Origin of the sequence: Achromobacter sp. UBA4530 (assembly GCF_002388205.1) — a bacterium.
Lineage (GTDB): Bacteria > Pseudomonadota > Gammaproteobacteria > Burkholderiales > Burkholderiaceae_B > Achromobacter > Achromobacter animicus.
In genome coordinates this window covers 185,654-204,382 of sequence record NZ_DGMA01000009.1, presented here as the reverse complement: position 1 = coordinate 204,382, position 18,729 = coordinate 185,654, and the positions used below count along the sequence as shown (strand labels likewise).

Sequence of the window (18,729 nt, the reverse complement as noted above, 5' to 3'; positions counted from 1 at the left end):
CATGACGCAACCCGTTACTGCGCCGATCGAGGGACAGGACATCGACCGCAAGGCAATGCAGGCCCTCATCGAGACGGCGGCAGGCAAGGCGCTGTCGTTCGTGGACTGCGACTTCCAGGACGCAGATTTTTCGCGCCTGGAACTGCGCGGCTTCCAGTTCAGCGGCTGCGCGATTGCGGGCGCCTCGTTCCAGGGCGCGGATCTGACTGATAGCCAATGGCTACGCTGCCGCGGCGGGTCGGCCAACTTTGCGTCGGCGGACGCCAGCGAGGCCCACTTCCAGAACTGCGACCTGAACAACGCCAATTGGCGCCGCGCGCGGCTGGCCAGCGCCAAATTCCGGTCGTGCAAGCTGACCGGATCGGATTTCGATGGCATTGCGTGCCTGGGCTGGTCGCTCGAGGAATGCCTGCTGGTCGGCGCGCTGCTGCGCGGCGTGTCGTTTCGCAAGTGCAATCTGCTGCAGCTGGATTTCTCGGACGCGGACCTGTCGGGAAGCGACTTCCGCGAGACGGTGTTTCACGGCGGCAGCCTGCGCAATGCCACGTTGAAAAACGTCCACTTCGAAGGCGCGGACCTGCGGGAAGCAGACCTTGGCGGATTGGACTTGACGGCGGCCGCCCGGCTGGCCGGCGCGACGATTTCCAAGACGCAGGCGGCGGCGTTGCTGGCCGAGTTGCGCATCAGCGTGGTTTGACACGGTTCTGACGCGGCCCGTCTTTGCGGACTTGCAGGCCGGCGATGCCGCCAGCGCCTGCATTGCCGCGCATTGGTTCAGCCCGGACGCCGGAAGTACGCGCGCGCCGCCTCGATCTGCCCATGGCAGACGCAACCGCTCATGTGCTCGTTCACCATGCCCACGGCCTGCATGAAGGCATGCATGGTCGTCGGGCCCACGAACGTCCAGCCGCGCCGCTTCAGCGCGCGAGAGAGTTCGATCGACGCCTTGGACGTGGGATTGCTGTCCCAATAATGCCGATCCACCGCCACCGGTCGGTCCTGCGGCGGCGGTTCATGCGACCAGAGCCAGCCGGCCAGCGAGCCGGTCTCGTCGGCCAGTTCGCGCGCGCGCTGCGCGTTGTTGATGGCCGACGCGATCTTGGCGCGGTTGCGCACAATGTCGGCGTTGCCCATCAGGCGCTCCACGTCGCGCTCGGTATAACGTGCCACCCGTTCCATGTCGAAATCGTCAAAGGCCTCGCGAAACGCCTCGCGCTTGCGCAGGATCGTGATCCACGCCATGCCGGCCTGAAAACCTTCCAGACAGATCTTCTCGAACAGGCGCCGGTCGTCCACGACGGGCCGGCCCCATTCATGATCGTGATAGTCCGGCATGGACGGCTGCCAGAAGCAACGCGGCTTGCCATGCTCGTCAATGATCAGGCCGGTGTCGGGGATGCCGGCGGCCGGGTCGGCGATGTCCGGGTTGCTGGTGTTCGGAGTGCTGACGTCCGGAGTGCCGACTTCCGGGCTGGCATGATGTCCGGCATTCTGCGCGGCAGCACTCATGGCTTGCGCGGCACCGGGCAGCTCGTGTCGCCTTCCTCGCACGCCAGATACGCGCGCAATTCCTTGGTCCGGACCTTCGTGAGCTTATCCAGGCACATGCTCAACACCATCGGATAGGCGCTGCCGCCCGTCACGCCTGTCGACGAAAACGCGCATTCGGCATCGCGAAAGAACAGCCACGCTTTCTGCGCCGCCTGCAGTTGCGTCAAGGCGTCCTTGCTGTCCTTCAGGCGCTCCGTCGCTTCCTTGTACGCAGCGTTCAACTCGGCGTCGGACTGGCGATACGCCTGATCCGCGCACAGGTTCATGTCGGTCTGGGTGGACGCCTGGTCACACTTGAGCACTTGGGCCTGCGCCCCCGCTGCAAGCAGGAGCGCGGCGGCGGCAAACACGATACGCATGGGAATTCCTCCTTTTGGGGTGGGATTGGGGTGGTCAACGCATGGGGGAAAGTGTCGCATGGATGCCGGCGAGGCGCAGCGCGGCTATCCGTCGCCTAAGATAGCCCCCATGAAGATCCAACTGCTTTCCGACTTGCATCTTGAAACCGATCCCACCTTTGTGGCACAACCGTTGCCGGGCGCCGACCTGCTCGTGCTGGCCGGCGACATCGGATCGTACCGCCAGGGCTCACGGCTGGAACGGGACGACTTCGGCCTGGGCGACTATTCGCCGCGCCACGGCTGGCCCACGCCCGTCCTCTACGTGCCGGGCAACCACGAATACGACAACGTGGATTTCGACGAGACGCACGCGCGCCTGCAAGACCTGTGCCGCGCGCTGGACATCCAGTGGCTGGAACGCGAGACCACCGTCATCGGCGGCGTGCGCTTTGTCGGCACGACCCTGTGGACGGACTTCGACGCGCTCGCGGCGCCGGACGACACGCTGGGTGAAGCGCTGAAGAAGCGAGCGAAGGCCTTCCGCGCGGCGGACTTCTATCTGGAAAAGGCCGAGATGCGCCGCCATGGCGCGCCCTTCATGGCTGAACAGATGCGCGAGCAGGGGCTGGCCTGTCAGGCGTGGCTGGACGCCGCCCTGCGTGTGCCCTTCGACGGCACGACGGTGGCCGTCACACACTTTGCACCGACATTGGCCAGTGCTGATCCCCGTTACGGCGTCACGCCGGGCACGGCGGGGTTTTGCAACGCGCTGGATGGATTGCTGCCGCTGGCCGACGTGTGGATTCACGGGCATCTGCACTGCGCGCAGGATTACGTGAAGGACGGCTGCCGGGTGATTGCGAATCCGCTGGGGTATGCGAAGAAGGGGGAACAGGCGGATTTTGCGCCGGAGAAGTTGTGGGAGGTTCCGGTGCGTCGGCAGACATGAATGCGGGACCTGCTGTGATGGCGGTGGACGGATCCCTGGATTGCGGGATCGAAATCGATTCCGTCGCGCTCCGATTTGGCGAACAGCAGTCGGCCTCCTACCGCCCGTGATCGGCAACCCCGCATGGCTCACTTGGCGACGTGAAGCGCGAGAAATACTGATGCCTTGTGTGCGAGCTAAACCGCGCTTGTGCACTGATGCACACATCCACCCGACTGAACTTGCCCGTAATCTCTACGCTTCGGCGATTGACGAATGGCGTGCTGACCTCAATCCACGACGCCGGCGACGCAAACATCGTGGTCGAAAATCTGACTGACTCCCCGGGATGAATGGTTTCCCTTGTGAGGCGATGATTATCGTTGAAGTAAACCAACACGGGCGCTGCAGCGTCTTGCGCATAGTGGAGTACCACCGTAGGCGTCAGCGAACCCCAAATTACCAGACTTCCACACAACCCTCCTAGCAAAGCCAGCAGGATGCAAATTGACCTTCCGAGAATCCGCATATTTGCCCTAGCTAGCGTTCGCAGACGTGCAATTCTTTCGAACTTCCCCTGCTGTTTCCCCAAGGCAACGGTACAGCTTCGACTGTTCCAAGCAGGATGTCCGGGGTCAGTGCATGAGGTCTGACGTTTGCGTACAGGTCACACCCCAACTGAATTGAAATATGGTCCGGCCTATCGTCTGCGCTAGCAGGCCATCCGCCGTTTTCCGGATGATTCTGCATGGTCGGCATTCGCCGTTTTGCCAAGGCGCCCAAAGTGTCATGCAATGCCTGAGCGATCCCTGCTCCGTTGATCAGTTCATCTGGGGTGAATCCGACCGCCACACCGACATAGCCATAATGAATGTTGGACCAGATGTCGTAGAAATAGTCATACGCGCCCAATTTATGCCAGCCTGAATTCCAAACGTCTTTCAGCATCTTTTGCAGCACCGGCTTGTGATCCCACGGCTGCCCAGGTCCGACAATATCGGCCCAAAGTGCATATGCGCGAAGTTTCTCCTCGGCCAGCGCCTCCAAGTAAGTAGGGCGCGTCGATAGCTTTGCGTACCAGGGCGAGTCGCGCCAATGCTTTTGATACGCCGCAAGGTCGAAATAATTCGAGTCATGGATTTGGCGCCCCCGGATTGAGAAGGGATTGGTCTTCATCTCTCGAACGATGTACTCGGCAGGGATCAATGCCGTGTCTGCGTGTTCACAACCAATCTGCCGCACTTTATTGGACAGCAACCGATCTGCGCCTTCTCCGCCCTCCCAAATGCCCTTTGAAAAGGCGCCCGCATTGCCGGACGCTCGAGCGGTGCCACCCTCATCCGGAATCACCAATGCAATATTTTGACTGGCGATCAACGTAGCGCCGCAGGCCGTCCTCATTCCCTCAATGGCTACGTATCCGTCGTCGATAGCGAAGCTGCCAACCCCCTCAACGATGGGATAGATTCCCTTGCATTTTGGGCAGTCCACCTTGTGACCAAGCCCTGCTGCCGCCCTGCCGTCGATGTCGTAGGACGAAAACCCCTCCAACACCGTTCCGCCATGGGTTGTCTTGTCACCAACACGAATGATCGGGCGCGCTGTCATCATTGCTCCAGGCAATTACTGATGCGCGAAAGTCTGAGCGTCGCAGAAACCGACTTGAATCAGATAAACGCGAAAATTGCCTGATTCACTTTTCTCCCGTGATGCGACGCGCGACTTGAAGCCCCCCTGCTTCAAACATGCGTGCCAGCGACTGCATTACAGAACTCGCCCTCGGAAATGAAAAAAGCCCACCGCTTTCGCAAGTGAGCTTTTCGGTTGTTGACCTCGAAGGAGATCAACCGCTTTCCATCAGGGCATGAACGGCTTCCCGTCCCGCCCCGCGCGCCTCAAGGCGCCGGATTCGGATGACGCACGTGGATCCGGTTGATCGCGTCCAGCACCTCAGCCGACAACGTCACATCAACACTGTCGATGTTTTCCTTCAACTGCTCCAGCGACGTTGCGCCGATCAGATTGCTGGTGACGAACGGGCGTTGATTCACCCAAGCCAGCGCAAGATGCGTCGGCGAGATGCCATGCTTGCGCGCCAGTTCCACATATTCGCGCGTGGCGGCTTCGGCCTGGGGGTTGCTGTAGCGGGTGAAGCGCGTGTACACCGTCAGGCGCGCGCCGGCCGGCTTGGCGCCGTCCAGGTACTTGCCGCACAGCATGCCCATCGCCAGCGGCGAATACGCCAGCAGGCCTACGCCTTCGTGGTGCGTGAATTCCGACAGGCCGATCTCGTACACGCGGTTCAGCAGGCTGTACGCGTTCTGGATCGACGCGATGCGCGGCAGGTCGGCGTTCTGGGCGTGGCGCAGGAATTGGCTGACGCCCCACGGGGTTTCGTTGGATACGCCCACGTGGCGCACCTTGCCGGCGCGCACGAAGTCCTGCAGCACCGACAGGGTCTCTTCGATCGGCACGGTGTGCTCGTCTTCGACCCAGGGGTAGTTGAGCTGGCCGAACGTCGCGGTGGTGCGATCGGGCCAATGCAGCTGATACAGGTCCAGATAATCCGTCTGCAGGCGCTTCAGGCTGGCGTCCAGGGCCGCGGTCAGATTCTTGCGGTCCAGGAAGGTCTTGCCGTCGCGGATGTGGCCGGGGCGCTTGGCATCGCGCACGGGGCCGGCCACCTTGCTGGCCAGCACGATGTCCTGGCGGCGGCCGGTCTTGGCCAGCCACGTGCCGATGTAGGTTTCGGTCAGCCCCTGGGTTTCGGGCTTGGGCGGCACGGGATACATCTCGGCCACGTCGACCAGGTTGACGCCGCGCTCCAGCGCGTAGTCCAGTTGCTGATGCGCGTCGGCTTCGGTGTTCTGCTCGCCCCAGGTCATGGTGCCCAGCCCGATCAGGCTGACATCCAGGTCGGTACGGCCGAGTTTGCGGTATTTCAAGTTCTGCTCCGTGCGGGTCTTGGGGTTGGGATGCGACACCTTACTCCAAGATGTTGGCGTTTCGCTGACAGGATGGCCCGGCGTTCGGCCACGCTTGCCGCCGCCGCGCAATCGGCATACGCTGATCCGCAAATCCGATCCGGGGGGAAAACGGCATGCTGCGGGAAGTCGACGAGGTCATCCTCTTTTTCGTCGTGCTCATCATTTTCCTGGGCGTCATCGAGGTCGGCTACCGCCTTGGCCGCCGGCTGCGCAAGCCGGCCGACGAGGCCGCCAAGACGCACATCACCGCGCTGCAGACCGCCCTGCTCGGCCTGCTGGCCCTGCTGCTGGGGTTTACGTTCGCCATGTCGGTCACACGATTCGAAACGCGCAAGAACCTGGTGCTGGAAGAGGCCAACGCGATCGGCAACGCCTACTGGCGGTCGCAGCTCATCCCCGCCGAGCACCGGCCGGTGGTGGCAAAGATGCTGCACGAATACACGTCGGCATCGCTGGATTACCACCTGGCCGACCAGGATTCGCCGCGTTTTGCCGCCGCCAACGCCACGGCACGCCGCATTGAACGCCAGATCCGGGCGGCGGTGGCGGCGCGGGCCGAGAATCCGCCGTCCATCTCCACGATCATGTTCATCCAGGCCATCAACGAGATGGCGCAGATCAACGAGAAGCGGCGCGTCGCACTGGAAAATCACGTGCCCGAGCCGGTGTACTACCTGCTGTTCATCGTGGCGGGCGGCTCGATGGGCTATATCGCGTACGGCACGGGCCTGTATGGACGGCGGCGGCCGATTTCCACCGGGATGTTTGCTGCGCTGATTGCCCTGGTGCTGACCTTCATCCTGGATATCGATCAGCCGGGCAGCGGCTTGATCCAGGTGGGTCAGGAAAGCATGGAGCGCATGCAGGCTACGCTTGCGCAGGAAATGCAGCAGTAGGAGTGCGGGCGTTCACGGCACGAGTTTCAGGCAAGCAGCTCCAGCACCTCGTCGCCCCGGTCGTCGAACTTGCCCGTGGATGTCCAGCCCAGGTGCCGGTAAAAGCCATACGAGCGGACGGCGGGGTCGCTCGCGCATCCCAGGAACAACCGCCCAAACCCCAGCGCCTTCAGATCGCGCACGACCAGATTCAAGAGCGTTTTGCCCGCGCCATGCCCCTCGAAGTCGGGCAGCAGCGCCAGCACCACGATTTCACCGGCCTCGGTGTCGCCAAAACAGTATCCGGCAACCTTGCCGTCGACGGTTGCCACATAACCGGGCAGCGATCCGTCCTGCACCGCCGCCGTCCATGATTCGAGCGTGACGCCGGCCTCGGCGAGGTCCGCCGCGGAAAATGCGTTCTCGCGAGTCTTGCCGCGGATGTCGATACAGGCCGCCACGTCCTCGCCGCGCGCGGGACGGTAGATGAATTCCATGTTTCCTCAGTCAAAAAAACGCCGCAGGAACGGGGCGGTGACGCCCGCATTGCCGCGGCTGACGGTCTCCGGCGTGCCGGCCGCGACGATCGCGCCGCCTTCTTCGCCAGCGCCCGGCCCCACGTCCAGCATCCAATCGCTGCCAGCGACCACGCGCAGGTCGTGTTCGACCACGACCACGGTATTGCCGGCATCGACCAGGCCATGCAGCTGCGTCATCAACTTGTCCACATCCGCCGCGTGCAGGCCCGTCGTGGGCTCATCCAGCACGTACAGCGTGTTGCCGCGCTGGCTGCGCTGCAGTTCGGTGGCCAGTTTGATGCGCTGGGCTTCGCCGCCGGACAGTTCAGTGGCGGGCTGGCCCAGGCGCAGGTAGCCCAGGCCGATCTCGGCCAGCAGCGTCAAGGGGCGCGCCACCACCGCCTCGTCCTTGAAGAAATCGCGCGCTTCGTCCACCGTCATGTCCAGCACCTGGGCGATGTTGCGGCCATTCCACTCGACTTCAAGCGTCTTGGCGTTGTAGCGGCTGCCGTGGCACGTGGGGCACGGCGCGTACACGCTGGGCATGAACAGCAGTTCGACGTGGACGAAGCCTTCGCCCTCGCAGGTCTCGCAGCGCCCTTGCGCCACGTTGAAGGAGAAGCGGCCCGCGCTGTAGCGTCGGGCGCGCGCGGCCTTGGTGTCGGCGAACAGCTTGCGCACGTGATCGAACAGCCCGGTGTAGGTGGCCAGGTTGGAGCGCGGCGTGCGGCCGATGGGCTTCTGGTCCACGTTGACCAGGCGCTTGATGGCCTGCCCGCCCGCATGCAACCGGCCCGTGGTGCGCGGCAGGTTCCCGGGCTGCGGCAGGTCGCTGTCGGGTTCCTCGGCCGGCAGTTCCTGGCCCAGGTGTTCGCCCACCAGTTCAACCAGCGCCTGGCTGACCAGGCTGGATTTGCCCGAGCCGGACACGCCCGTCACCGCCGTGAAGGCGCCCAGCGGAAAGCGCGCGTCCACGCCGTGCAGGTTGTTGCGATGAATGCCGCGCAGCTCCAGCCACCCAGCCGGTTCACGCGGGTTGCGGCGGCTGGCGGGGCGCATGTCGAACAGGTACTTGGCGGTGACGGAATCCTTTACCTTGCGCAGCCCCTCGGGCGGACCGCTGTACAGCACCTGCCCGCCGTGCTGGCCCGCGCCCGGCCCCACGTCGACCAGCCAGTCGGCGCGGCGCAGCGTGTCCAGGTCGTGCTCCACGACAAACAGCGTGTTGCCGCCCGCTTTCAGCTCATCCAGCGCGCGATGCAGCGCCTGGCCGTCCGCGGGGTGCAGACCGGCCGACGGTTCGTCCAGCACATACACCACGCCGAACAGGTTGGAGCGGATCTGCGTGGCCAGCCGAAGGCGCTGCAACTCGCCGGGCGACAGCGTGGGCGTGGACCGGTCCATCGCCAGATAGCCCAGGCCCAGCGCCTGCAGCGTGCCGATGCGCTCGACCAGATCATGTGCAATGCGCTGCGCGGCGATGCGCTTCTCGGGCGACAGGTCCGGCGTGCGGCGCACGTCGCGGCTGCCGGCATGCGACAGCCCGCCGGCCGCCACGCGTTTGGCGTTGGCGCGCACGCCCGCAGCCTTGCTGCGCGTCGATCCAGACTGCGCCGCGTGTTCGTCGAACCGGCCTTCGGCGGCGGGCGCCAGAACCTCTGCGATGCGGGCAAGCGGCAGTTGCGACAGGCTGCCGATGTCCAGGCCCGCGAACGTCACGGACAGCGCCTCGCGCTTCAGGCGCCGGCCGCCGCATTCCGGGCACGGCGCGCCGGTCATGAATCGCGCCACGCGCTTTTTCATCATGGCGCTCTGCGTGGTGGCGAACGTGTGCATGACGTACCGGCGCGCGCCGGTGTAGGTGCCCATGTAGCTGGGTTCGGTCTTGCGGCGCAGCGCCGCGCGCGTTTCGGCAGGCGTGAAACCGGCGTAGACCGGCACCGTGGGCTGCTCGTCCGTGTAGAGGATCCAGTCGCGGTCCTTCTTGGGCAGGTCGCGCCACGGCTTGTCCACGTCGTAGCCCAGCGTCACCAGGATGTCGCGCAGGTTCTGGCCATGCCAGGCCGGCGGCCACGATGCGATCGCGCGCTCGCGAATGGACAGCGACGGGTCCGGCACCATGGATGCCTCGGTCACGTCGTACACGTAGCCCAGGCCGTGGCAATGCGGGCAGGCGCCCTGCGGCGTGTTGGGCGAGAAGTCCTCGGCGTACAGCATGGGCTGGCGCGCCGGATAGGTGCCGGCGCGCGAATACAGCATCCGCAGCATGCTCGACAACGTGGTGACGCTGCCGACCGTGGAGCGCACGTTCGGCGTGCCGCGCTGCTGCTGCAACGCCACGGCGGGCGGCAGACCATCGATGGCGTCGACGTCGGGCACACCCACCTGATCGATCAGGCGCCGGGCGTACGGCGACAGCGATTCCAGGTAGCGGCGCTGCGCTTCGGCGTACAGCGTGCCGAATGCAAGTGACGATTTGCCCGACCCGGACACGCCGGCGAACACCACCAGCGCATCGCGCGGGATGCTGACGTCCACGTTCTTCAGGTTGTGTTCCCGCGCGCCTCGCACGCGGATGCAGGCATCGGGGCCCGGCTTCGAAGGATTCTTGCGCTGGCTCATGGCTGAAATAGTAATGGACCGGACGGCGGATGCCTTCGCGGGCGTGGCCAACCGGGCGAGCGGCGCCTCATCCCAGCGCATGAGACCGCGCGCACTGATGCATTCATACCGCGGAACGAGGTGCCTCCCCACTCGCGCGCAGCGCCGCGCATTGCCGTTGACGGCGCCCCGGCGCTGCTTTAATTTCGCAACACGCGAAACGGCAGGGGCGGCGCAATGCGCCGCCTTTGTCGTGCTGCCGGCAGCATCGGCGCGACCGCGCTGCTTCCGACTGCCGGGCAGGCTGCATCCCTTGCGGCAGGACTTGATGACCACATTGCTGAGGGCAAGACATGGTGATCTCGATTTCCGTCCTGGTCGTGGGCGCGGGCCCGGCCGGCCTGTTGACCGCCGCCGAATTGCAGCGCCGCGGCGTTGACTGCCTGCTGATCGATGCGCACGAACGCCCGCTGGATTGGGACCGCGCAACCGTCGTGCATCCGCGTTCACTTGAAATCCTGGATGCGCTGGGCATCATCGAACCCCTGCTGGCCGCGGGCGTGAAGCAGCGGCGCGCCCGCATTCACGCGGGCGGCAGCGAACTGGGCATCATCGACCTGGAACTTGCCGGCAGCCGCTATCCCTTCAACATCGGCATCTCGGAAGAAGTCACCGAGACGGTGCTGGCCGACCATCTGGCGCGGCTGGGCGGCAAGGTCACGCGCGCCACGAAGCTGGTGGGATTGCAGGAACAGGAAGACGGCGTGCTGGCCACCGTGGAGCGCGGCGGCAAGCTGTCGCAGGTGCTGGCGCAGTGGCTCGTCGGCTGCGACGGGCATCACAGCACCGTGCGGATGCTGACCGGCATCGAGCAGGACGGCCACGACATCAACCAGCCGTGGGCCGTGTTCGACGCCACCATCCCCGACTGGCCGGAGGCGTTCGAGGCGAACTACGCCTACCTGGATCAGATTCCCGTGATTCTGACCGCGCTTCCCGGCGAGCGCTGGCGCGTCTACCTGCGTCCCAGCTCCGCGGAGTCGGACCTGGTCGAGGACGCGCTGTCCACGCTGCGGCGCTACCTGCCCGACGCCGGCTTTTACAACGTCTCGCACCCGGCGCGCTTCGAATGCCACACCAAGGTGGCGCGCGCGTTCCGGTCCGGCCGCGTGCTGCTGGCGGGCGACGCCGCGCACACGTGCAGCCCGGCGCAGGGACATGGCATGAACACCGGCCTGCAGGATGCCTACAACCTGGGCTGGAAGCTGGCACTCGTCTGCCAGGGACATTGTTCGCCCGCGCTGCTGGACAGCTATCACGCCGAACGCCGGCCCGTGGCCGACATGGTGATGGCGTCGGGCGATGCCGCCGAAAGCGCGCAGATGGCGCAGGGCAACGCAGAGCGGCGCGCGCGCGATCTGGCGATCCGCGCGGCCTTCGGCAACCCCGAGGCGCGGCACCGCGAGGCCGTGTCGGAAGCCGAACTCGACATCGACTACGCGAGGTCGCCCATCGTCATGGGTGACCGGCACGAGGCCATCTGGCCGGGCCAGCGGCTGCCGGACCATATCGACGTGCGGTTTTCCACCGGCGGCCGGGGCAAGCTGCACGAGTACGCCAGGCGGCGCGGGCATACCGTTTTGTTGATTGGCGGCCCCGGCACACCGCAGCAGCCGCTGTCGGACCTGCGCCGCCAGCTGATGGCGCTGGCTGACGGCTACATCATCGAGGTGGTGGTTTCCCTGACCGCCAGCGATGGCGTCACCGACGTGGACGCCTACCTGGAGCCCGCCACCGCGGCCCGGATGGGCGTGGGCGACATGATGCTGCTGGCGGTGCGGGCGGACGGGCACGTCGGCCTGCGCGCCGAGCAGCGGCACGCCGAGACGCTGTCGGCGTACATTGAACGGCTGCGCCAATCCGGGCAGACGCCATGACCTAGGGAAATCCCCAGGTAAATCCGTGTCGATCCGGGTGCCGGCCGTTCGTCGTAGTCATGCACCCACCCTCAATTCAAGGCGGACTACACCATGACTACCGGAACCGTACGACACCTGCGCGTCCTGCGCGCCTCCCCCGACCGCGTCTATCGCGCCTTTCTCGAACCGGACGCGGTCGCCAAGTGGCTTCCGCCCTATGGCTACACCTGCTCGGTCCAGGAACTGGACGCGCGCGTGGGCGGCAAGCACCGGATGGCCTTTCGCAACTTCGCCACCGGCCACCTGGAGCCGTTCGGCGGCGAATACCTGGAGCTGGTGGAAGGCGAGAAGATTCGCTACACGGACCGCTTCAACGATCCCGCCCTGCCGGGCGAGATGACGACGACCATCAACCTGCGGCAGGTCTCGTGCGGCACGGAACTGACCATCGTCCAGGAGGGCATTCCCGAGGTCATCCCGACCGAGATGTGCTACCTGGGCTGGCAGGAATCACTGCTGCAACTGGCCCGGCTGGTGGAAACCGATACGCCCGACGGCCCGGTGCGCGACTGAGGCCGCCGGCGCGAACGGCATCGACTCCGATACGTTTGTTCATCTTTTGACACCATCGGGTCGCGCGCAATGGCCCGACTCCCTACAAAATGTGGCGCGCCCCAGCGGCGCTGCGCGGGCCGTAACATACCGGCCCGCGCGCATCCCACAAGAAGGAAGAATCGTGTCAAAAGTGTTTGCCCTGCTGCTCTGCGCCGCCCTGCCCGCCGCGGCATCGGCCGCCCCCGATACCGAGCCCCTGAAGCTGAACGCGGACAACAAGCTGTATTGCAACGCCCAGACCGACTGGTGCGTGGGCATCAAGACGGACGGCGCATTCAGCGAAAACGGGCCATTCGCGACCAGCAGGACCCTGCGCGCCGACTACCGGTTCTGGGACTCGCCCGACATTCCCGACTTCAAGGATTTCAAGGTCTGGCCGGAACTGATCCGCTTGAGCGAAGAGCGGGCGCTGGTCGGCGTGATCGGCCCGGCGGAGCCGGATTTCAAGGCGTCGACCCCGTTCTCCGGCGGCGGATTCGAACGCCGGGATCTGTATCTGTACGACGTCAATCTGGGCGAGCAGGCCGGCGCGAGCCTGGTGCTCGTCATGCCGTACTCGGCCGATGCCTCCATCCGGGCGTGCTTCAACGAGGCGGACCAGGAAAAGCGCGCCGGGCAATGCAGCGATGTCTATCAGTTCACGGCATCGTTGAAGGCCCTGCCGGGCAAGGAATTGCCGGATCTGCTGGTGAAGACGCAGGCCACCCGCTCGCCAGCCGGCGCCAGCCGTCTCGCGGATTCAAGCACGCGGCCCGCCCTGACCAAGGCGCAGCTTGCGCCGCAGGCGGACAAGCAGTGCAGCTACACCGTCACCTACACATGGAATGCCGGCGACGCGGCGTACCAGCCGGCCACGCCGCTGCCGGATTGCGCCGAGTTTCTGTCGGCGGACCCGGCTGCGAAGAAGTAGGCGGCGACGTGCTGCTGGCCGGTGTCGGGCACCGGCCTTCACGCTTATTCCGCGTAGCCCGGATTGCGCCGGTCCAGGCGACGCAGCAGGCCCGGCCACGCCAGCTGGGCCTTGTGGGCGCGGTCAGCCGGCGACTCCACCGCCGCGCGGGCCAGGATGTCCGCGGGAATGTGGGTCAGTTCGCCGCCCGCCTGGGCGCGCACCTGCACCATGCAGGCGGCTTCCATCCGGTGCATGGCCTGAAAGGCCTCGGCCATGCTCTGACCCACGGTCAAGAGGCCGTGGTTGCGCAGGATGAGGTAGTTGTTGGCGCCCAGGTCGCGCACCAGGCGCGGCTGCTCGTCGGGATTGAGCGCCAGACCTTCGTAGTCGTGGTAGCTGAGCGAGCGCAGCACGATGAACGCGAACTGCGACAGCGGCAAGAGGCCCGCCTTCTGCGCCGAGACCGCCACGCCATTGATCGAATGCGTGTGCAGCACGCACATCGCATCCTTGCGCGCCGCATGGATACAGCTGTGGATGGTGAAGCCGGCGGGATTGATGTCGTATTCCGAGTCCATCACCTTGTTGCCGTGCAGGTCGATCTTGACCAGGCTGGACGCGGTGATCTCGTCGAACATCATCCCGTAGGGGTTGATGAGGAAATGCTCTGTGCCCGGCACCTTGGCGGTGATGTGCGTGAAGATCAGATCGTCCCACCCGAACAGCGCCACCAGCCGGTACAACGCCGCCAGGTCCTTGCGGACCTGCCATTCCGTTTCGCCGACCTGTTCGCGCACGCTGGCGCCCTGCTTGCCTGCCGTATCCATCCTGTCTCCGTATTGTTGGTGTCGGCCCCGCGCCGTTGCGCCGGGATCCGTCATGCACTGTATTCCTTTTCGCGCCCGGCGCGCACGGCGGCGTCCGTCTGGTGAAACAGCCCGAGACCCATTAACCTGTGAGCCACGTCCGAGGAGACTCCGAGAATGCTGCCTGCACTTTACGGTCATCCCTTTTCGTCGTACACGCAGAAGACACTGATCGCGCTGTACGAAAACGCCACGCCGTTCGAGTTCCGCAGCATCGGGCCCGACACGCCCCAGCATGCCGCCGATTGGATCGAGCGCTGGCCGCTGCGCAAGTTTCCGCTGCTGGTCGACGGCGAACGCAACGTCGCCGAGTCCAGCATCATCATCGAATACCTGCAACTGACCCACCCCGGCCCGGTCCGGCTGATTCCCGCCGACCCGATGGCCGCGCTGGACGTGCGCTTTCTGGACCGCTATTTCGACCTGCACGTCATGTACTGGATGCAGCACGCGGTGAACGGCGCGCTGACCGGCGATCCCGCCAGGCGTGACGAAGCGCGGGCGCTGGCCGCGGAGAAGCTGGAACGGGCCTACGCCTGGATCGACGCGCAGCTTGCGACGCGCACATGGGCGGCGGGCGGGGACTTCACGCTGGCCGACTGCGCCGCCGCGCCCGCCTTGTTCTACGCCGACTGGACCCACCCGATCGCCGACGCTTATCCGCATCTGCGGGCCTATCGCGCGCGGCTGCTGGCGCGGCCGTCGTTCGCGCGGGCGGTCGACGAGGCCCGGCCCTACCGGACGCTCTTTCCGCTGGGCGCGCCCGACCGCGACTGACAGCACCGTCCGTATCGGCACCCGCAAACATCGTCACCCGCGACCATCGCGCGGCAACGTGCGAGAATCCCCGCCATTCCCTCCCGGATGAGGACGCCCACCGTGCAGCAGACCTTGCCCCGCCACCTGCCTACCTTCCTGCGCTCGCACCTGGAGTCCCTATCCGGCGTCGGCCTCATGCTCGGCACGTTGTTCTTTGCCGCGGCGCTGACGCCCACCCTCATCCCCCGCACCCACGTCACGCAGGGCGTGCTGGCCGGCACTTGCCTCGCCGCGGGATATGGCCTGGGCGTGCTGTGGCATTGGCTGTGGGCCTACATGGAACTACCCGAGCCCCGCGGCCGGACCGCGCGCATCATCAATGCCGTCATCGGCCTGCTGTGCGTGTCCGTGGCGATCGTATTCCTGGGCCGCGCAGCCGAATGGCAGAACACCATCCGCGCGCTGATGCAGATGGAACCCGTGACCAGCGCACATCCCATCAAGGTTAGCCTGATCGCCCTCGCGACGTTCGCCGTGCTGCTGGCGCTGGCGCGGCTGTTCAAGCTGATCGCGCGCTATCTGACCCGGCAGGTGCGGCGTGTCGTACCGCGGCGTGTGGCCAACGTCACGGGCGCGGCCATCGCCCTTTTGATCTTCTGGCTGCTGGCGACCGACGTGTTCTTCCGCGGCGCGCTGCATGTGCTGGATGCGTCGTTCAAAGAATTCGACGCGCTGCTGGAACCCGAACGCCCGCAGCCGACCGCCGATAACAAGACCGGCGGTCCGGCGTCGCTGATCCGCTGGAATGAACTGGGCCGTGCGGGCCGCGAATACATCGCGTCGGGCCCGACAGCCAGCGAGATCACCACGCAGTCGGGACGCGAGGCGCTGGAACCCATCCGCGTCTATGTCGGCCTGCGCGGCGCGGCCACGCCGCAGGCCCGCGCGCAGCTTGCGCTGGACGAGATGAAACGCGTCGGCGCCTTCGACCGCTCGGTGCTGGTCGTCATCACGCCAACCGGCACGGGGTGGGTCGACCCCGCCGCCGCAGACTCGCTGGAATACCTGCTCAATGGCGACGTGGCCAGCGTGGCAATGCAGTATTCGTACCTGTCCAGCCCGCTATCGCTGCTGGCGCAACCCGAATACGGCGCCGAGGCGGCGCGGGCGCTGTTCCAGGCGGTGTATGGCCACTGGACCACGCTGCCCAAGGACCGGCGGCCCCGGCTGTATCTGCATGGCCTGAGCCTGGGCGCCATGAACTCCGCCGGCTCGGCCGAACTGTTCGAGATGATCGGCGATCCGATCCAGGGCGCGCTCTGGAGCGGCCCGCCCTTTGAGAGCCGGGTCTGGCGCAAGATCACGGACGCCCGCAATCCCGGCTCGCCCGCGTGGCTGCCCGAGCTGCGCGATGGCGCCTTCGTGCGCTTCATGAACCAGCACGGATCACCCGTGCCGGCCGACGCGCCGTGGGGGCCGATGCGTGTCGTCTACCTGCAATACGCCAGCGACCCGGTCACGTTCTTCGACTATCGCGATCTGTACCGTCCGCCCGCGTGGATGAACGCGCCGATGGGACCGGACGTGTCGCCCGAGCTGCGCTGGTATCCCGTGGTGACGATGTTGCAGCTGGCGCTGGACATGGCGGTGGGCACGGCGACGCCCATGGGCTATGGACACGTCTATGCGCCGCAGCATTATGTGGATGCATGGGTTGCGGTGACCGGCGTAACGGACTGGACGCCGGATGGCCTTGAAGGCCTGAAGCGCTATCTGCTGGAACGCGCGCAGGCCGCGATGGAAGACGAGGACGGCGACGAAGGCGCCTATGAAGGACGCGGAGGTTAGGCGCGGCAGGCGCAGCTCATGAATCACCCATTGCAGTCATGAATCACCCATTGCAGGACCGATTGACGTCGTTCTTTTACGCGCACGATGACGTCTTGCGCAGCCGCAGCGTCAGCAGCCGGCTGCTCGCTGGCCACCTGAACGTGCCCGCGCCGCCGGCGCGTCTGCTGGCCGATTGGGATCGCGAGATCCGCACGCGGCTGCTGCTCGAACCCGGCGACGTCGAGCAGATGCCGGTGTCCCGCACCCGCGCGCGCTGGCCGGAATTCGGCGAGTGCGTGCAAGCCATGCGCGACTGGACGCGCGCGCTGGGACTGGGCGATGTGCTGGGCGCCAGCGACATGGCGCTGATGGCCTGCCGCGGCGCGCGCTATCACCACGACGGCGGTCAATACGGCAGCGCGGCGTTCTGCAATCTGTTCCTGTCCGACGACAAGGGCCTGGACGTGCATTTTCCCGGCACCGGCCACCGCATTGCGCTCACGCGCGGCGTGGCCATCGTCTTCGACACCTGCCAGCCGCACGCCGTGATTCGCCGGCATCAAAGCGGGTACGACGATGCGGACTTTGCCGATGACCAAGATCTGTCGCAACTCTTTCTGACCTGGGAGCTGCCGATCGAAGATCCGGCGGTCGCACTGGCGCTTGGCATTGTCTTCGACATCGACACCGCAGCGGCGTCGCGGCTGGATGAGGAACAGGTCTGGGCAGATGGCCGGCGCGTTGGCGTGGACCCCAGCGTTGGACAGTGGCGGTCAGCAGATTGAAGCCCTGATGCGTCGAGTATATTGACCGGCCCACGTCTCAGGGTCCACCACGCAGATGCCCTTTCCCATTGCACGCCCGCTTTCGATTCCGATTGGCGCCTTGGCGCTGGCCCTGCTGCTGCAGGCGCCCGGCGAGGCCAGCGCCGCCGAGCGCACCGTCTACACGGGCACGCTGCAAGGCGTGGGCGACATCGTGATGGAGCTGGACAGCGCGGCCGCCGACGGCGAGCTGACCGGACGCTACTTCTATCCCCAGAACGGCGTCGACATTCCGCTCAAAGGCACCGTCAAATCGCTGGCCGAGCCGCTGACGTACCAGGCCGCCAAACAGCCGGGCGCAAAGCCTGCCGCCACCTGGCAAGGCACGCTCGACGCGCAGGGCTATCGGGGGGTCTGGATCGACACGCGCACGGGCGAGCAACGCAGCTTCACGCTCAAGCGTGCCGCGCAGTACGACGCCAGCGCGCTGACGCCCGATGGCGGCATCGAGTTCGGCGTAGAGATCGACGCGGCCCGCGTGCCTTACGACACGCTCAAACTAGCGGGTCATGCCGAGCCCGTGGGCGACGACATCGGCAGCGCCACCGTGGCCTATCGCATGTGGCGCGATCCGCGCACGCAATTCAGCTATCCGCGCCTGTCGCGGCATCCGGACAAAGCGGTCATGGCACGCGTCAACCATCTGCTCGAACAGCGCCACTGGCGCATGAGCCACGCAGCACTGGCCTGCAAGGCCACGGCCTACACCAGCGACGGCCCGTCCGCGGGAACGCTGGGCAACTACGAGGAAGAGGTCGTGAAGGTGCCGTGGCTGTCCAGCGCGATGATGACCGTGACCGAGTCCGGCAGCCTGGACTGTGGCGGCGCGCATCCCAACAATCACTTCGATCCCTACACGCTGGACCTGCTGCGCGGCGAAACCCTGGATTGGAACCGCGTGTTCGACGCCTACGAGCCGAACAACCGCGAACCGCGCCCCGCGCTGAAGGAACTTGCCGGCCAGGTACAGAAAACCCTGGCGGCGCGCGACGAGGCGGGCCTGACGGAAGACCGCTCCAAGGAAGGCTGCTGGGATCTTTGGCCCACGTATCTTGCGCTGGGCGCGACCGCCCCGGGTGCGCTGAGCCTGTCGGTGTCGGGCGTGGGGCACGCGTCGGGCGTGTGTCTTGGCACGCTGGCGCAGGTGCCGTTCAGCGATCTGGCGGCGTATCTGAAGCCGGGCGGACAGGCGTACCTGGTGCAGGACTGACCACAGACAACAT

At 65.8% G+C, this 18,729-nt stretch carries 17 protein-coding genes; 10 read left to right on the top strand and 7 right to left on the bottom strand.

Annotation, left to right across the window (positions count from 1 at the left end):
* Position 1 precedes the first annotated feature (1 nt).
* The gene (locus B2W22_RS10345; RefSeq protein WP_175122737.1) at positions 2-697 is read left to right on the top strand and encodes a pentapeptide repeat-containing protein; all 696 of its coding nucleotides are present in this window, start codon (positions 2-4) and stop codon (positions 695-697) included.
* A 77-nt stretch (positions 698-774) separates the two neighbouring features.
* Here B2W22_RS10345 and B2W22_RS10340 read toward each other — a convergent pair whose 3' ends face one another.
* Together B2W22_RS10340 and B2W22_RS10335 are read right to left on the bottom strand one after the other, a co-directional pair.
* Entirely contained in the window at positions 775-1,335 is a 561-nt protein-coding gene (locus B2W22_RS10340) for a DNA-3-methyladenine glycosylase I (RefSeq protein WP_254594940.1), read from the bottom strand.
* Between the two features lie 170 nt (positions 1,336-1,505).
* Positions 1,506-1,910: a lysozyme inhibitor LprI family protein gene (locus B2W22_RS10335; RefSeq protein ID WP_175122735.1), complete on the bottom strand. Its 405-nt coding sequence runs from the start codon at positions 1,908-1,910 to the stop codon at positions 1,506-1,508.
* A 109-nt stretch (positions 1,911-2,019) separates the two neighbouring features.
* Between B2W22_RS10335 and B2W22_RS10330 the strand changes: the two genes are divergently transcribed.
* Positions 2,020-2,841 carry a metallophosphoesterase gene (locus B2W22_RS10330; RefSeq protein ID WP_175122734.1) on the top strand — a complete coding sequence of 274 codons (822 nt, stop codon included), beginning with the start codon at positions 2,020-2,022 and terminating at the stop codon, positions 2,839-2,841.
* A gap of 519 nt (positions 2,842-3,360) precedes the next feature.
* Here B2W22_RS10330 and B2W22_RS10325 read toward each other — a convergent pair.
* Together B2W22_RS10325 and B2W22_RS10320 are read right to left on the bottom strand one after the other, a co-directional pair.
* Positions 3,361-4,431, bottom strand: a complete 1,071-nt coding sequence (locus B2W22_RS10325; RefSeq protein ID WP_175122733.1) for a polymorphic toxin type 44 domain-containing protein — start codon at positions 4,429-4,431, stop codon at positions 3,361-3,363.
* A 284-nt stretch (positions 4,432-4,715) separates the two neighbouring features.
* A complete protein-coding gene (locus B2W22_RS10320) occupies positions 4,716-5,765 on the bottom strand; it encodes an NADP(H)-dependent aldo-keto reductase (RefSeq protein ID WP_286937521.1) in 1,050 nt (349 codons plus the stop codon).
* A 155-nt stretch (positions 5,766-5,920) separates the two neighbouring features.
* On the opposite strand from B2W22_RS10320, the gene B2W22_RS10315 reads away from it, so the two are divergent.
* On the top strand, positions 5,921-6,703 hold the full coding sequence (locus B2W22_RS10315) for a hypothetical protein (protein WP_175122731.1): 783 nt from the start codon (positions 5,921-5,923) through the stop codon (positions 6,701-6,703).
* 26 nt (positions 6,704-6,729) lie between these two features.
* Here the strand turns inward: B2W22_RS10315 and B2W22_RS10310 are convergent, their stop codons facing one another.
* Both B2W22_RS10310 and uvrA read right to left on the bottom strand, forming a co-directional pair.
* A complete protein-coding gene (locus B2W22_RS10310; RefSeq protein ID WP_056558459.1) occupies positions 6,730-7,179 on the bottom strand; it encodes a GNAT family N-acetyltransferase in 450 nt (149 codons plus the stop codon).
* Positions 7,180-7,185: 6 nt separating this feature from the next.
* Positions 7,186-9,822 (bottom strand): excinuclease ABC subunit UvrA, encoded by a 2,637-nt coding sequence (gene uvrA / locus B2W22_RS10305; RefSeq protein WP_286937519.1) that lies wholly within the window; start codon positions 9,820-9,822, stop codon positions 7,186-7,188.
* A 332-nt stretch (positions 9,823-10,154) separates the two neighbouring features.
* Between uvrA and B2W22_RS10300 the strand changes: the two genes are divergently transcribed.
* From B2W22_RS10300 to B2W22_RS10290, 3 genes are all read left to right on the top strand, one after another.
* Positions 10,155-11,738 carry an FAD-dependent monooxygenase gene (locus B2W22_RS10300; protein ID WP_175137642.1) on the top strand — a complete coding sequence of 528 codons (1,584 nt, stop codon included), beginning with the start codon at positions 10,155-10,157 and terminating at the stop codon, positions 11,736-11,738.
* A 93-nt stretch (positions 11,739-11,831) separates the two neighbouring features.
* A complete protein-coding gene (locus tag B2W22_RS10295; RefSeq protein ID WP_175122728.1) occupies positions 11,832-12,293 on the top strand; it encodes an SRPBCC family protein in 462 nt (153 codons plus the stop codon).
* 163 nt (positions 12,294-12,456) lie between these two features.
* Positions 12,457-13,245 carry a hypothetical protein gene (locus tag B2W22_RS10290; RefSeq protein ID WP_175184496.1) on the top strand — a complete coding sequence of 263 codons (789 nt, stop codon included), beginning with the start codon at positions 12,457-12,459 and terminating at the stop codon, positions 13,243-13,245.
* A gap of 44 nt (positions 13,246-13,289) precedes the next feature.
* Here the strand turns inward: B2W22_RS10290 and B2W22_RS10285 are convergent, their stop codons facing one another.
* Entirely contained in the window at positions 13,290-14,054 is a 765-nt protein-coding gene (locus B2W22_RS10285; protein ID WP_175137640.1) for a class II aldolase/adducin family protein, read from the bottom strand.
* Positions 14,055-14,210: 156 nt separating this feature from the next.
* Here B2W22_RS10285 and B2W22_RS10280 point away from each other — a divergent pair, with 156 nt between their 5' ends.
* The 4 genes from B2W22_RS10280 to B2W22_RS10265 all read left to right on the top strand — a co-directional run bounded on the left by B2W22_RS10280 (position 14,211) and on the right by B2W22_RS10265 (position 18,716).
* Positions 14,211-14,870 carry a glutathione S-transferase family protein gene (locus B2W22_RS10280; protein ID WP_175122725.1) on the top strand — a complete coding sequence of 220 codons (660 nt, stop codon included), beginning with the start codon at positions 14,211-14,213 and terminating at the stop codon, positions 14,868-14,870.
* A gap of 102 nt (positions 14,871-14,972) precedes the next feature.
* A complete protein-coding gene (locus B2W22_RS10275) occupies positions 14,973-16,700 on the top strand; it encodes an alpha/beta hydrolase (RefSeq protein ID WP_224776715.1) in 1,728 nt (575 codons plus the stop codon).
* A gap of 38 nt (positions 16,701-16,738) precedes the next feature.
* Positions 16,739-17,467 carry a hypothetical protein gene (locus B2W22_RS10270; protein WP_286937515.1) on the top strand — a complete coding sequence of 243 codons (729 nt, stop codon included), beginning with the start codon at positions 16,739-16,741 and terminating at the stop codon, positions 17,465-17,467.
* A gap of 55 nt (positions 17,468-17,522) precedes the next feature.
* Positions 17,523-18,716, top strand: a complete 1,194-nt coding sequence (locus tag B2W22_RS10265) for a hypothetical protein (protein ID WP_286937513.1) — start codon at positions 17,523-17,525, stop codon at positions 18,714-18,716.
* The last annotated feature ends 13 nt before the right edge of the window (positions 18,717-18,729 follow it).

Bases quoted from the DNA above. Each gene is read 5' to 3' on its own strand.
- B2W22_RS10345 (WP_175122737.1), top strand. From the start codon at position 2: ATGACGCAACCCGTTACTGCGCCGATCGAGGGACAGGACATCGACCGC.
- B2W22_RS10340 (WP_254594940.1), bottom strand. From the start codon at position 1,335: ATGCCGGACTATCACGATCATGAATGGGGCCGGCCCGTCGTGGACGAC.
- B2W22_RS10335 (WP_175122735.1), bottom strand. From the start codon at position 1,910: ATGCGTATCGTGTTTGCCGCCGCCGCGCTCCTGCTTGCAGCGGGGGCG.
- B2W22_RS10330 (WP_175122734.1), top strand. From the start codon at position 2,020: ATGAAGATCCAACTGCTTTCCGACTTGCATCTTGAAACCGATCCCACC.
- B2W22_RS10325 (WP_175122733.1), bottom strand. From the start codon at position 4,431: ATGATGACAGCGCGCCCGATCATTCGTGTTGGTGACAAGACAACCCAT.
- B2W22_RS10315 (WP_175122731.1), top strand. From the start codon at position 5,921: ATGCTGCGGGAAGTCGACGAGGTCATCCTCTTTTTCGTCGTGCTCATC.
- B2W22_RS10310 (WP_056558459.1), bottom strand. From the start codon at position 7,179: ATGGAATTCATCTACCGTCCCGCGCGCGGCGAGGACGTGGCGGCCTGT.
- uvrA (WP_286937519.1), bottom strand. From the start codon at position 9,822: ATGAGCCAGCGCAAGAATCCTTCGAAGCCGGGCCCCGATGCCTGCATC.
- B2W22_RS10300 (WP_175137642.1), top strand. From the start codon at position 10,155: ATGGTGATCTCGATTTCCGTCCTGGTCGTGGGCGCGGGCCCGGCCGGC.
- B2W22_RS10295 (WP_175122728.1), top strand. From the start codon at position 11,832: ATGACTACCGGAACCGTACGACACCTGCGCGTCCTGCGCGCCTCCCCC.
- B2W22_RS10285 (WP_175137640.1), bottom strand. From the start codon at position 14,054: ATGGATACGGCAGGCAAGCAGGGCGCCAGCGTGCGCGAACAGGTCGGC.
- B2W22_RS10280 (WP_175122725.1), top strand. From the start codon at position 14,211: ATGCTGCCTGCACTTTACGGTCATCCCTTTTCGTCGTACACGCAGAAG.
- B2W22_RS10270 (WP_286937515.1), top strand. From the start codon at position 16,739: ATGAATCACCCATTGCAGGACCGATTGACGTCGTTCTTTTACGCGCAC.
- B2W22_RS10265 (WP_286937513.1), top strand. From the start codon at position 17,523: ATGCCCTTTCCCATTGCACGCCCGCTTTCGATTCCGATTGGCGCCTTG.